The 12,320-nt window shown below is 68.4% G+C and carries 12 protein-coding genes and 1 pseudogene; 10 read left to right on the top strand and 3 right to left on the bottom strand.

The genetic code is table 11. The features are described from left to right. Nucleotides 1–21 precede the first annotated feature (21 nt). From fmt to IV501_RS10565, 4 genes are all read left to right on the top strand, one after another. Nucleotides 22–951, top strand: a complete 930-nt coding sequence (gene fmt / locus IV501_RS10580; protein WP_200555090.1) for a methionyl-tRNA formyltransferase — start codon at nt 22–24, stop codon at nt 949–951. 23 nt (nt 952–974) lie between these two features. Beyond that, nucleotides 975–2,381, top strand: coding sequence for an RsmB/NOP family class I SAM-dependent RNA methyltransferase (locus IV501_RS10575; RefSeq protein ID WP_307812197.1), 1,407 nt, complete (start codon nt 975–977; stop codon nt 2,379–2,381). Nucleotides 2,382–2,422: 41 nt separating this feature from the next. Beyond that, nucleotides 2,423–3,088, top strand: coding sequence for a ribulose-phosphate 3-epimerase (rpe, locus tag IV501_RS10570; protein WP_200555091.1), 666 nt, complete (start codon nt 2,423–2,425; stop codon nt 3,086–3,088). A gap of 180 nt (nt 3,089–3,268) precedes the next feature. Next, the gene (locus IV501_RS10565) at nt 3,269–3,643 is read left to right on the top strand and encodes an FKBP-type peptidyl-prolyl cis-trans isomerase (RefSeq protein WP_200555092.1); all 375 of its coding nucleotides are present in this window, start codon (nt 3,269–3,271) and stop codon (nt 3,641–3,643) included. A gap of 12 nt (nt 3,644–3,655) precedes the next feature. Here the strand turns inward: IV501_RS10565 and IV501_RS10560 are convergent, their stop codons facing one another. Genes IV501_RS10560 through mobA form a run of 3 tightly spaced genes read right to left on the bottom strand, consistent with a single transcriptional unit; the run spans nt 3,656 to nt 5,624 of the window. After that, nucleotides 3,656–4,822 (bottom strand): molybdopterin molybdotransferase MoeA, encoded by a 1,167-nt coding sequence (locus IV501_RS10560; protein ID WP_200555093.1) that lies wholly within the window; start codon nt 4,820–4,822, stop codon nt 3,656–3,658. After that, nucleotides 4,819–5,088 carry a DUF6457 domain-containing protein gene (locus IV501_RS10555; protein ID WP_307812170.1) on the bottom strand — a complete coding sequence of 90 codons (270 nt, stop codon included), beginning with the start codon at nt 5,086–5,088 and terminating at the stop codon, nt 4,819–4,821. Before IV501_RS10555 ends, IV501_RS10560 begins: the two co-directional genes overlap by 4 nt. Next, nucleotides 5,085–5,624, bottom strand: a complete 540-nt coding sequence (gene mobA, locus IV501_RS10550; protein WP_200555094.1) for a molybdenum cofactor guanylyltransferase — start codon at nt 5,622–5,624, stop codon at nt 5,085–5,087. Before mobA ends, IV501_RS10555 begins: the two co-directional genes overlap by 4 nt. A gap of 85 nt (nt 5,625–5,709) precedes the next feature. On the opposite strand from mobA, the gene fdhD reads away from it, so the two are divergent. The 6 genes and pseudogenes from fdhD to hisI all read left to right on the top strand — a co-directional run. Then, nucleotides 5,710–6,681, top strand: coding sequence for a formate dehydrogenase accessory sulfurtransferase FdhD (gene fdhD / locus IV501_RS10545; protein WP_200555095.1), 972 nt, complete (start codon nt 5,710–5,712; stop codon nt 6,679–6,681). Continuing rightward, nucleotides 6,678–9,023: an FdhF/YdeP family oxidoreductase gene (locus tag IV501_RS10540; RefSeq protein ID WP_200555096.1), complete on the top strand. Its 2,346-nt coding sequence runs from the start codon at nt 6,678–6,680 to the stop codon at nt 9,021–9,023. The genes fdhD and IV501_RS10540 overlap by 4 nt, the downstream gene beginning before the upstream one ends. A 902-nt stretch (nt 9,024–9,925) precedes the next feature. Then, nucleotides 9,926–10,189, top strand: a complete 264-nt coding sequence (locus IV501_RS10535; protein ID WP_200555097.1) for a phosphoribosyl-ATP diphosphatase — start codon at nt 9,926–9,928, stop codon at nt 10,187–10,189. A 52-nt stretch (nt 10,190–10,241) separates the two neighbouring features. Further along, nucleotides 10,242–11,096, top strand: coding sequence for an ATP phosphoribosyltransferase (hisG, locus tag IV501_RS10530; protein ID WP_200555098.1), 855 nt, complete (start codon nt 10,242–10,244; stop codon nt 11,094–11,096). A 2-nt stretch (nt 11,097–11,098) separates the two neighbouring features. Then, nucleotides 11,099–11,860 (top strand): imidazole glycerol phosphate synthase subunit HisF, encoded by a 762-nt coding sequence (gene hisF, locus IV501_RS10525; RefSeq protein WP_200555099.1) that lies wholly within the window; start codon nt 11,099–11,101, stop codon nt 11,858–11,860. A 2-nt stretch (nt 11,861–11,862) separates the two neighbouring features. Beyond that, nucleotides 11,863–12,216 (top strand): annotated as a pseudogene (gene hisI, locus IV501_RS10520) (phosphoribosyl-AMP cyclohydrolase); the annotation flags it as partial. Nucleotides 12,217–12,320: the final 104 nt, after the last annotated feature.

The following is a 12,320-nucleotide window of genomic DNA, read 5'->3' as shown; positions in this document are numbered from 1 at the left end:
CCCACTCCCGGAACTCCGCCGATGTCTGATCTCGAGATCGTCTTCGCCGGGAGTCCGTCCGCCGCGGTTCCGAGTCTGCAGGCCCTCACCGCCAGCCGCCACGACGTGCTCGCAGTACTTACCCGTGAGGATTCGCCGCAGGGGCGCAAGCGCACGCTAACCCCGACCGCTGTCGCCGAGGCCGCGGATGCTCTCGCACTCCCGATCATCAAGGCGAATCGGCTCGCGGGTGCCGCGACCGAACAGCTCACCGCCCTGCAGCCCGACCTCGGGGTGATCGTCGCGTACGGCGGACTCGTCCGTGAGCCGTTGCTGTCGATGCCGCGCCTGGGCTGGATCAACCTCCATTTCTCGCTGTTGCCGCGCTGGCGCGGGGCGGCCCCGGTGCAGCGTGCCATCATCGCGGGCGACGAGACGACAGGCGCATCCGTCTTCCAGCTGGTGCCGGAGCTCGACGCCGGCGACCTGTACGGCCACCTGCGGCAGCCGATCGGTGCCCACGAGACGGCCGGGCACCTGCTCGATTCGCTCTCACTGTCTGGCGCTGAACTGCTGGTGCAGGTGATCGATGCGATCGCCGACGGCGACGCGCGGCCCGAGCCGCAGGTCGGTGAGGTCACCCTGGCCCCCAAACTCACCCTCGACGACGGCCGGATCGACTGGGCGCAGCCCGCGATCGCGGTCGACAGTCTCATCCGCGGCGTCACGCCCGAACCGGGAGCGTTCACGATGCTCGACGATCAGCGCCTCAAGGTGCTCCAGGCCACCATCGCCCGCGACCGAGCCCCGCTCGCTCCCGGGGCCTTCGCCCTCGACGGGGGAGTGCTCCTGGTGGGTACCGCCTCCGATCCGATCGAGCTGACCACCGTGCATCCGGCCGGTAAGAAGCCGATGGGAGCTACCGACTGGTGGCGTGGTCGTCCGACTGGCGCGGCGGCGGTGGCATCGTGAGCAACCAGCATCCCTCCGGCCGCATCCGCCCCGCGCGCTCGGAGCAGAATCGCGTCGCCCCCGCGCGCATCCAGCCGGCCCGCCGGGTCGCGTACGAAGTGATCACCGCGGTACGCCGCGACGACGCGTATGCCAACCTGCTGCTCCCGGTGAAGCTGGAGCGCGCCCGGCTCGGTGCGCAGGACGCCGCCCTCGCTACCGAGTTGACCTACGGAACGCTGCGTCAGCAGGGCTACTACGACGCCGTGATCGAGCTGGCGGCGAAACGCCCGACCAGCGAGATCGACGAGGCGATCCTCGACGTGTTGCGCCTCGGAGTGCACCAGCTACTCTCCATGCGTGTCGCCGCGCATGCCGCCGTCGACGAGTCGGTGTCGCTGGCGCGTGAGGTCGGCTCACGCTCCGCCACGGGCTTCGTCAACGGTGTGCTCCGCACCATCACCCGCTCCGAACCGGATGAGTGGCGCGCTCGAGTGATGGCTGCGCCGCGCACCGACGACGAGCGGCTCTCGCTCGAGTTCTCGCATCCGGTCTGGATCGTGCGCGCATTTCGGCAGGCCCTGGCCGCCGAGGGGCGCGAGGAGGAGCTCGAGGCGCTGCTCGAGGCGGATAACTTCGCTCCGAAGGTGAGCCTGGTCGCGCTGCCCGGCATCGCGAAGGTGTCCGAGATCCGGGGCGAGCGGGCGTCCAAGTACTCGCCGGTCGCCGGGGTCAGCGATGGGGGAGATCCCGCACTGCTTCCCGCGGTGCACGAGGGCCGAGCCCGGGTGCAAGACGAGGGCTCGCAACTCGCCGCGCTCGCTCTGAGCCGCGCCCGGCCGATCGAGCCGGGCGAGCGCTGGCTTGATCTCTGTGCCGGTCCGGGCGGCAAGGCGGTGTTGCTGGCCGCGGAGGCCGCTCTCGGTGGCGTCACGCTGGTCGCCAATGAGATCACCCCCGCGCGCGCGCAACTGGTGCGCAATGCCCTGAAGGTGCTGCCCGAACCGCCGCAGGTGCTCGTGCAAGACGGTCGAGAGCTGGGCGAGCAGCTTGCCGGACAGTTCGACCGCATCCTGCTCGACGCGCCATGCACGGGTCTCGGCGCGCTGCGCCGCCGCCCGGAGGCACGCTGGCGCAAGCAGCCGAAAGACGTGCCAGACCTCTCCGCGCTGCAGACCCAGCTGCTCGAGGCGGGACTCACCGCGCTGAAGCCGGGCGGCATCCTCGCCTACGTCACCTGCTCGCCCCACCTCGCTGAGACCCGGGCCGTCGTCGGCTCGGTGCTGAAGAACCGCACGGATGTCCGACGCCTCGACGCGGTCGAGGTCCTGTCCGGCGTGACCAAGACGCCGCTTCCGCTCGGGGACGGCGACGACGGTCACGTGCAGCTCTGGCCGCACCGCCACGGCACCGACGCGATGTTCATCGCCCTTCTGCAGCGCGACGAGTAGGCGCGACGAGCAGCCCGGTCGACCAGCCGTAAAATCGTGGGATGACCGCGCGCATCAATCCGAGCATCCTTACCGCCGATTTCGCCAATCTCGAACACGAACTCGACCGGATCGCCACCGCCGACCTGGTGCACGTCGACATCATGGACAACCACTTCGTGCCGAACCTCACCTTCGGGCAGCGCATGGTCGAGTCCCTCCAGCGCGTGTCGCCTCTGCCGCTCGACGTGCACCTGATGATCGACGACCCGGATCGCTGGGCACCCGGCTACGCGGAGGTCGGCGCGTTCTCGGTGACCTTCCACGCCGAGGCCGCCGCTGACCCGGTGGCGATCGCCCGCCGACTGCGCCAGATCGGCGCCCGCGCCGGCATCGCGGTGAAGCCGGGAACGGACATCCGTCCCTATCTTGAACTGCTGCCCGAGTTCGATCAGGTGCTGGTCATGACCGTGGAGCCGGGTTTCGGTGGCCAGAGCTTCATGGAGAGCACCATGCCCAAGCTGGGCTTGCTGCGCGAGGCCGTCTCCGCCTCGGGGCTGGACGTCTGGCTGCAGGTCGACGGCGGAATCACCGAGCAGACGATCACCATCGCCGCCGAGGCCGGGGCCGACACCTTCGTCGCGGGTTCGAGCGTCTACAACGTGGGGGAGCCGGCCAGCCAGATCGCCGCGCTGCGTGCCGCTGCCGCCGCCGCCCACACGCACTAACGGCCTTCTCTAACGGACCTTCCCCGCCCCGGCGCCCCTTCCGAAATGAAGGAAAAATTTCCGCCACGCCGTCACTTTGACGCAGCCGTTCGGCGTGTCGCGAGCATTGCCTTCATTTCGGAAGTGGGGGGGGCGACAGGGCGCGGCACGACGAGGCGTGACTCTGCTTGAATTGTCACCATGAGTGACTTCAACAAGACCAAGCCAGAGATCGAGCCATACGACGGCGATGCCCCCAGCGAGCTCGTCCTCATCGACCTCGAGGTCGGCGACGGCCCCGAGGCGACCCCCGGCGCCACCGTCGACGTGCACTACCTCGGCGTCGACTTCGAGTCGGGAGAGGAGTTCGACTCTTCCTGGAGCCGCGGGCAGTCCGTCGACTTCCCGCTCGCCGCGCTGATCGCCGGGTGGCAGCAGGGCATCCCCGGCATGAAGGTCGGCGGCCGCCGCGAGCTGATCGTTCCCCCGGCCCTCGCCTACGGCGAAGCCGGCGGCGGACACCAGCTCTCCGGCCGCACCCTGATCTTCGTGATCGACCTGCTCGGCGTCAGCTAGACCCGAACAGACTCAGTTCCACGGAAGGGCGATCGCGGTGACGCGGTCGCCCTTCTTCGCGCCATCGGACGGCACGACGAGCACGCCCGCGGCGTCGGCGAGGCCGCGCATCATCCCGGATGCCCGGTGCCGGTTGGGCACGGCGGCCCCGTTCTCGAGCCGGTACGGCATCAACACCGCGCCCCCAGCCACACCGTCGACGGCCACCGCGAGCGTCACCGTGTCCAGGTCGGGCAGCGCCACGCCGGTCATTCCGGCGATCAGCGGACCGCCGATCGTGAGCAGTGCGAGCATCGCCGCGAGCGGATTGCCGGGGAGGGCGAGCACGAGAGAGCCGCCGGGCAGCCGGGCGAGCAGCGTCGGCCCGCCCGGACGCATACGGATGCCGTCGATCAGCATCTCGGCGCCGAGTCGCTCCAGTGCGGTGCGAAGGTGATCGCGAGCGGAATTGCCGGTGCCCCCCGTGCTGATGACGAGGGCTACGCCGGGCTGCGAGAGCGCGGCGATGGTGTCGTCGATGGTGTCGGCGACCCGCCGCGAGCTGGTGACCGACGCCCCGAGCATCCGGAGCATGGCGGGCAGCTGCGGGCCGAAGCTGTCGCGCACCTGGCCGGCAGCGGGGAGGCCGGCGGTGATCACTTCGCCACCGGTCAACGCGAGCGAGACTGTCACCGCCCCGCGCACCGTCAGTGTGTCGTGCCCCGCGCCCGCGGCGAGGGCAACGTGGGCCGGATTGAGCACGGTGCCGGCCGCGATGACGGTCTCGCCGCGCGTGGCTTCTTCGCCCGCGGGACGAATGTGGTGACCGCGCGTCGGCGTCGAGGCGTGAAGTCTGCCGTCGAACCGTTCGGCGATCTCGCTGCGCACCACCGCATCGGCACCGATCGGGATGTCGCCGCCCGTGACGATCGCCGTCGCCTCGCCCGGTCGCAGCGCCGCCCGCTCGACGATGTCCCACGGCCCCGCTCCGGCAACCGCCCAGCCGTCCATCGCCGACGAGGCGTAGTGCGGAACGTCGAGCAATGCGGAGACGGGCTCGACCAGTATCCGGCCGACCGCGGCATCGAGCGGAACGGTCTCGACCGGGACGACGGATGCCGCGGCAAACGCCACCTCCCGAGCCTCGAGCCATCCGGCTCGCGTGCCCGTCGTGGCGCCGTGGTGCTGGGTGATGCTCATGCCCTGCCCGCGAGGGCCGCGGCGGTGGCGATCGCCTCGCGGACCGCCCGGTCTGGTTCGACCCCGGCGGCCGCGGCGAGCCCGGCGGCGTAGCCCACCACGAAGGTGGTGAGCGGGGCCGCCGGTCGCACGACGGCGCGAGCCGCGACCCCGGCGAGGGCGAGCACTTCGTCTACGTCGATCGTGAGCCCGGCGACGCCGAGCTCCCGGGTGAGCGTCGCCGACCAGTCAGCGAGCAGTTGATCGGTATCGTCTTTCTCGGTCACGCGTGTGCTCCAAACAGTTCGGCGTCGGTCCAGGTGTCGATGTCGCGGGTGCTGCCAGTGGGGACGGGGACCCGGGCAATCGGATCGATCGCCGCCAGCACTGTGCGCATGGCGATGCCGTCGACGGGTCCCGCGGTGGCGGCTCGCAGCTCAGCGGTCGGGAGAAGCGCCGCCAGGTACTGCTCGCGGCCGTCGTCGACGGCGATACCGCCGCCGGCCTCCCGCAGCGCGGTGATCACCGTGGCGATCAGCGGCATGTCGCAGGCAAGCACGAGGGTGTGCTCCGCCCCGGGGGCAAGTCGGGCCAGTCCGGCGGCGGTCGCCGCCACCGGCCCGCCGAAAGCGGGGTTCTCGCGGGTGAGCAGAACGCCGGGGCGCACGGTGACGTCGCCGACGACGACGGTGCGCCGCGCATCCGTCACCGCATCGAGGGTGAGGTCGAGCAGTGACCGTCCGGCGATCTCGAGCAGCGCCTTGGCCGTGCCGCCGAGCCGGGCCGACCGGCCGCCGGCGAGCACCACCGCATCGAACTCCATGTGCATCACCCTAGGCCGCGCCCCAGCGTCGCGACACGATCGTTTGGCCGTTGTCAGGGAGCGCAGTCGGTGTTACTCCTGACAGATGGGAAGAATCACGGTTCGACGTCGCGTTACCCGCATAACTGTCGGGCAGGAGCCGAAGCGTCGGGAGGACGTGCTCGCGGTCGAGGAGCCGCTCGAAATTCGGGTCGGCGGCAAACAACTCGCGATCACGATGCGCACTCCTGGGCACGATTTCGACCTGGCCGCCGGTTTCCTGGTCTCGGAGGGCGTCATCGCGCAGGCCAGCGACTTCGGGGCGGCGCGCTACTGCGCCGGGGCGACGGTCGACAGCCAGAATTCCCTGATGCCGGAGAACACCTACAACGTGCTCGATGTGACGCTGGGTTTCGGGGTCGCGCCACCCGACCCGAGCCTGGAGCGCAACTTCTACACCACCAGTTCGTGTGGGCTCTGCGGCAAGGCCAGCATCGACGCGGTCCGCACCCTGTCTCGGCACGCGGTGGCGGATGACCCGCTCACCATCGATGCGGAGCTTATGGCCTCCTTCCCCGACCGGCTCCGCGCCGGGCAAGACGTCTTCGAGAAGACCGGGGGACTTCACGCCGCGGCCCTGTTCGACGGACGAACCGGCGAGATGCTGGTGCTGCGCGAAGACGTCGGTCGCCACAACGCGGTCGACAAGGTGGTCGGCTGGGCCCTGAAAGAGAATCTGCTGCCGCTCACCGGCATGGTGCTGATGGTGTCGGGCCGGGCGAGCTTCGAGCTGACGCAGAAGGCGTCGATGGCGGGCATCCCGATTCTGGCGGCGGTGTCGGCGCCGTCGTCCCTCGCGGTCGAACTGGCCGGTGAGCTGGGATTGACCGTCGTCGGCTTCCTGCGCGGCAGCTCGATGGTCGTCTACTCGGCCGACCAGCGCATCCTGTCCGAACCCTCAAATGCCTCTGAACCCCCAAATGCCTCTGAACGCACAGATGCCTCCGAACGCACAGATGCATCCGAACCTGCAGACACCGCGAACCAGCCGATCCTCGAGAAAGCAGACGCGTCATGAGCACGGACGGCCCCGAGAAGACTCCCGTCAGCGCGGAGAACGACTACCCGGAACTCACGGTGGAGCGGCGCGAGGATTGGGCCGTCGGGATGCCGGCCATCTTCAACTCGATGGAGCCTGCCATCCGTCGCATGGGGCTCGCTCGTACCGCGAAGTTGATGACGACCATCAACCAGAAGGACGGCTTCGACTGCATGAGTTGCGCCTGGCCCGACCCCGACAGGCGCAAGACCCTCGAGTTCTGCGAGAACGGAGCGCGCGCCGTCACCTGGGAGGCGACCCCGGTGCTGGTGCCGCACGAGTTCTGGCAGAAGTATTCGGTGAGTGACCTGGCCGACAAGTCGGAGTACTGGCTCGGCATGCAGGGGCGGCTCACGGAGCCCGTCTACAAGCCCGCCGGTTCCGCCCACTATGCGCCGGTCAGTTGGGACGAGGCCTTCACCATCGTCGGTGATGCCCTGAAAGCCCTCGACAGTCCCGACGAGGCGGCCTTTTACACGAGCGGTCGCGCGGCCAACGAAACCGCCTTCGTCTACCAGCTGTTCGCGCGCGCCTTCGGGACCAACAACCTGCCCGACTGCTCGAACATGTGCCACGAGGCCACCGGTACCGCGCTCGGCGAGGTCATCGGCATCGGCAAATCGACCATCGCCTACGACGATTTCGAGCGCACCGACCTGATCATCGTCATGGGTCAGAACCCCGGCACCAATCATCCGCGGATGCTGACCGCGCTGGAGGACGCGAAGTGCAAGGGTGCCAGCATTGTGGCGGTCAATCCGCTGCCGGAGGCCGGGCTGATCCGCTACAAGAACCCGCAGCGGGTGCGCGGTGTGATCGGCAAGGGCACCGCCATCGCCGACCAGTTCCTGCAGATCCGTTTGGGCGGGGACATGGCGCTGATGCAGGCGGTGTCGAAACGGGTGCTGCTCGCCGAGGAGGCGAATCCCGGCACGGTGCTCGATCACGATTTCATCCAGAAGCACGTGTCTGGCTTTGAGGAGACCCGGGCCAATCTGCTCGCCGTCGAGGAGGCCGACGTCTTGCTCGCGACCGGGCTCACGTCTGCGCAGATCGACGAGCTGGCCGAGCGCTACATCGCGGCCGACCGGGTCATCATCACCTGGGCCATGGGGCTCACCCAGCACAAGAACTCCGTTTCCACGCTCAAAGAGCTGATGAACCTGCTGTTCCTACGCGGAAACATCGGCAAGGAGGGGGCCGGGGCATCCCCGATCCGCGGGCACAGCAACGTGCAGGGCGACCGCACCATGGGCATCTGGGAGCAGATGTCGCCTACCTTTCTCGATGCCCTCCAGGCCGAGTTCGGCTTCGACCCGCCGCGCGATCACGGCTTTGACTCTCTCAAGACCATCGCGGGCATGCAGAGTGGGCAGATCAAGGTCTTCATGGCGGTCGGCGGTAACTTCGTGGCCGCGATCTCGGACACGGATGCCGCGGAAGCAGCCATGCGCGGTACCGAGCTCAGCGTGCAGGTGTCGACCAAGCTCAACCGTTCGCACACGGTGACCGGAGCCGCCGCCCTCATCCTGCCGACTCTCGGTCGCACCGAGTTCGACCTGCAGAAGTCCGGGCCGCAGTTCCTGTCGGTCGAAGACACGGTCTGCGCGGTTCATGCCACCCACGGCAGCGTGCCGCCGGTGTCCACGAACCTCCGGTCGGAGTTGGCGATCATCGTCGGGGTGGCGCGAGCGACTCTCGGCGACGCCGGTCCGGTCGACTGGCAGGGCCTCCAGGACGATTACGACGTTATCCGTGACCACATCAGCCGCGTCATCCCGGGCTTCAACGATTTCAACCGGCAGGTGAGACGCAAGGGCGGCTTCGTCCTGCCGAACGGACCGCGCGACTCGCGCACCTTCACCACGGCCACGGGCAAGGCGATGATGACGGTCAACGCACTGGAGCATCTCGAACGCCCGGCCGGCCGCCTCATCCTGCAGACGGTGCGCTCGCACGATCAGTTCAACACCACGATCTACGCCCTGAACGACAGATACCGCGGTATCCACAAGGGACGCGATGTGATCTTCGTGAACCCCGACGACATCATCGAACTCGGTCTCGCCGACGGGCAGCGCGTCGACATCTTCGGCGAGTGGCACGACGGAACGGAGCGAGTGCTGCGCAACTACCGCGTGGTGTCGTACGCCACCGCACGCGGCTGCGCCGCCGCCTACTATCCGGAGGCGAACGTCCTCGTGCCGCTCGACAGCGCGGGAATCGGTAGCAACACCCCCACGTCGAAGGCCGTCATCGTGAGGCTGGAGCCGGCAGCTGCCCTCGTCCCCGCGGCCGACGGCGCGGTCACCCTCGGCTGAGACTCGACGAGTCCGTCAACAGGATGAGATGGCGGAACCGTCACTCAACAGGACCAGTTCGGTAGATCCGGAGGGGTCATCCTGTTGCCTGCGGGGCGGGTGTCGCCGGGCTTCGCGCTCGACGGTCGCTGATTGAGTAGGCCGCGACGAAGGAGCAGCCGTATCGAAATCCACCCGAGACTGGCCTCGATACGCGGACGCGCCAGAGCGCGTGCGCCACTCGACCGGCGATGGTCTCGCGCCTCGATACGCGAACCCCTCGACTGAAGGCTTAAACCCGCCCTTGCTCAAGCGGCAGTCAACAGGATGAGATCGCACAACCGCCCCTCAACAGGACCACATCGGTAATTCCGGAGGGTGCATCCTGTTGACCGCAGCGGCGGGTCGCGTCGAGCGGAGTGCCGACGTCTCGGCCCGCCATCAGGTCGCGGATCGGCGGCGCTCCCGAGCCTCCTCTCGCCGCTGACGGGATTCCTCGATCTGCTGCATCTCGACGGGGTTCTTGCGCGCTCCCGACAACCACCGCGATGATCAGCATTACGACGAGTATCAACCCAACGTCGACCAGCAGCATTTGCACCATCTGCCGAGTGATTCATGAGAAAACCCCAGAGGCAATCGTCGCGCCCCGACTGAGGGCATATTCGGCCACCAGCAGGCAGGCTCCCTCCCCGAAATGACGGAGATTCTGCAGAAACGGTCCCGGATGACCGTGTTTTCGCTGGAGGAGGCAGTATCTCCGTCGTTTCGGAAGCACTCGGAGTGGCCTCGATCCGCGGACGCGCCAGAGCGCGTGCGCTACTCGACCGGCGGCGGTCCCGCGCCTGGGTACGCGAGCGTGCGCTACTCGACCAGCGGAGGTCCCGCGCTAACCGGCCGGCACGGGCCACTAACCTAGAGGGGTGAAGACCTTCGACGACCTCTTTGTGGAGCTGAGCGAGAAGGCCGCGTCCCGGCCCGAGGGCTCGGGCACTGTCGCGGAGCTCGACGCCGGCGTGCATGCGATCGGCAAAAAGATCGTCGAGGAGGCCGCCGAGGTCTGGATGGCGGCCGAATACCAGTCGCTCGACGAGACCGCCGAGGAGATCTCCCAGCTCGTCTATCACCTGCAGGTTCTCATGGTCGCGAAGGGGCTCGCCCCGGCGGACATCTGGCGACATCTCTGATCGGTGAGCTCCGACCCGTCGCCCGCATCCTTCTGCCGACCGAAAGAGAACAATGCTCCGCATCGCAGTGCCCAACAAAGGCTCCCTGAGCGAGACCGCGTCTGAGATGCTCGCCGAGGCCGGATACTCCGGCCGTCGTGACCCGCGCGCGCTCAACGTTGTCGACCCGCGCAACGACGTCGAATTCTTCTACCTCCGCCCTCGCGACATCGCCACCTACGTCGGCTCCGGCGCCCTGGATGTCGGTATCACCGGCCGCGACCTGCTGCTCGACTCCGGATCGACCGCGGCGGAGATCGCCAGCCTCGACTTCGGCGGATCCACCTTCCGTTTCGCCGGTCGCCCGGGCCAGTTCAGCGAGCTGACCGACCTCGACGGCATCCGGGTGGCCACGAGCTATCCCGGTCTCGTCGGCGACTTCCTGGCGAAGGCCGGCGTCGCCGCGCACCTCGTGAAGCTCGACGGCGCGGTGGAGTCGGCGGTGAAGCTCGGGGTCGCGGATGCCGTGGCCGACGTCGTGTCGACCGGTTCCACCCTGCGGGCGCAGGGTCTCGAGATCTTCGGCCCGGTCATCCTGCAGTCGTCCGCGGTGCTGATCAGCGGCAGTGCCGGACAGAATCGCGCCGAGCACCCCGGCCTCGCCATCCTGCAGCGCCGCCTGCAGGGCGTGCTCGTCGCCCGCCAGTTCGTGCTGATGGACTACGACCTCCCCGTGCACCTCATCGACCAGGCCTCCGCCATCGCTCCCGGCCTCGAGTCCCCGACCGTCTCTCCGCTGCGCGACAGCCAGTGGGTGGCCGTGCGCGTGATGGTGCGCAGCGACGACACCAACCTGATCATGGACCGCCTCTACGACCTGGGTGCGCGGGCAATCTTGGTCAGCCCGATCCACGCCGCGAGGATCTGACCGTGGCCGTCATCACCCGCGTGATTCCGTGCCTGGATGTCGCGGCAGGCCGTGTCGTCAAAGGCGTCAACTTTGTGAACCTCCGCGACGCCGGCGACCCGGTGGAACTCGCCGCGAAGTACTACGAGCAGGGTGCGGACGAGATCACCTTTCTCGACGTGACGGCGACGGTGGATGACCGCGCCACCACCTATGACGTGGTGCGGGCGACCGCCGAGCAGGTCTTCATCCCGCTCACCGTCGGCGGCGGCGTGCGGTCGAGTGACGATGTCGCCCGCCTGCTCGCGGTCGGCGCGGACAAGGTCGGGGTCAATAGCGCCGCCATCCAGCGTCCGGAGCTGGTGGGCGAGATCGCCGACCGGTTCGGGGCGCAGGTGCTCGTGCTGTCTCTCGACATCAAGCGCAGTGCGGCAGCGCCATCGGGCTTCGTGGTCACCACTCACGGCGGCCGTCGCGAGACCGAACTGGATGCCCTGGCCTGGGCCGCGGAGGTGATCGAGCGTGGGGCGGGCGAGCTGCTCGTCAACTCGATCGACGCGGACGGAACCAAGCAGGGCTTCGACCTGGAACTGGTGCGGCTGATGCGAGAGCTCTCCCGCGTCCCGGTGATCGCCAGCGGCGGCGCCGGCTCGGTGCGGGATTTCGCGCCGGCGGTCGAGGCGGGGGCAGACGCGGTGCTTGCGGCGTCGGTGTTCCACAACGGAGAGTTGACCGTCGGTGATGTGAAGCGCGAGCTCATGGCATCCGGAATCGAAGTGAGATGACCATGACTGCAACCGACATCGACTCCGTGCTGACCCGGGCGAAATTCGACGAGAACGGCCTGTTGCCGGCGATCATCCAGGAGGAGTCGACGAAGCAGGTGCTCATGCTCGGCTATATGAACGCCGAGGCACTGCGCCGAACGCTCACCGAGGGGCGGGTGACCTTCTGGTCGCGCTCCCGGCAGGAGTTCTGGCGCAAGGGCGATACCTCAGGCCACCGACAATACGTCAAGAGTGCGGCCTTCGACTGCGACGCCGACACCCTGCTGGTGCAGGTCGAGCAGATCGGCGCAGCCTGCCACACCGGTGAGCACGCCTGTTTCGACGTCGATCCGCTGGCGCCGGTCATCGGAGATTCCCGTAGCGACTCGCATCCGGAGACGGGCTACATCGGCACCGAGACTCCGGACTTCGTCGACAACGAGATCGACCAGACCACGTTCGGCGAACTCGATGAGTG

It is taken from the genome of Lacisediminihabitans changchengi, assembly GCF_016634425.1.
In the GTDB taxonomy this organism is placed as follows: Bacteria; Actinomycetota; Actinomycetes; order Actinomycetales; family Microbacteriaceae; genus Lacisediminihabitans; species Lacisediminihabitans changchengi.
Note: the sequence above shows the minus strand (reverse complement) of the source record. Positions and strands in the feature narration are given on the sequence as shown.

What these genes read in the sequence shown, in the direction of transcription:
- mobA (WP_200555094.1), bottom strand. Translation starts at nt 5,624, where the DNA reads ATGGAGTTCGATGCGGTGGTGCTCGCCGGCGGCCGGTCGGCCCGGCTC.
- IV501_RS10565 (WP_200555092.1), top strand. Translation starts at nt 3,269, where the DNA reads ATGAGTGACTTCAACAAGACCAAGCCAGAGATCGAGCCATACGACGGC.
- fdhD (WP_200555095.1), top strand. Translation starts at nt 5,710, where the DNA reads ATGGGAAGAATCACGGTTCGACGTCGCGTTACCCGCATAACTGTCGGG.
- IV501_RS10540 (WP_200555096.1), top strand. Translation starts at nt 6,678, where the DNA reads ATGAGCACGGACGGCCCCGAGAAGACTCCCGTCAGCGCGGAGAACGAC.
- hisG (WP_200555098.1), top strand. Translation starts at nt 10,242, where the DNA reads ATGCTCCGCATCGCAGTGCCCAACAAAGGCTCCCTGAGCGAGACCGCG.
- IV501_RS10560 (WP_200555093.1), bottom strand. Translation starts at nt 4,822, where the DNA reads ATGAGCATCACCCAGCACCACGGCGCCACGACGGGCACGCGAGCCGGA.
- rpe (WP_200555091.1), top strand. Translation starts at nt 2,423, where the DNA reads ATGACCGCGCGCATCAATCCGAGCATCCTTACCGCCGATTTCGCCAAT.
- fmt (WP_200555090.1), top strand. Translation starts at nt 22, where the DNA reads ATGTCTGATCTCGAGATCGTCTTCGCCGGGAGTCCGTCCGCCGCGGTT.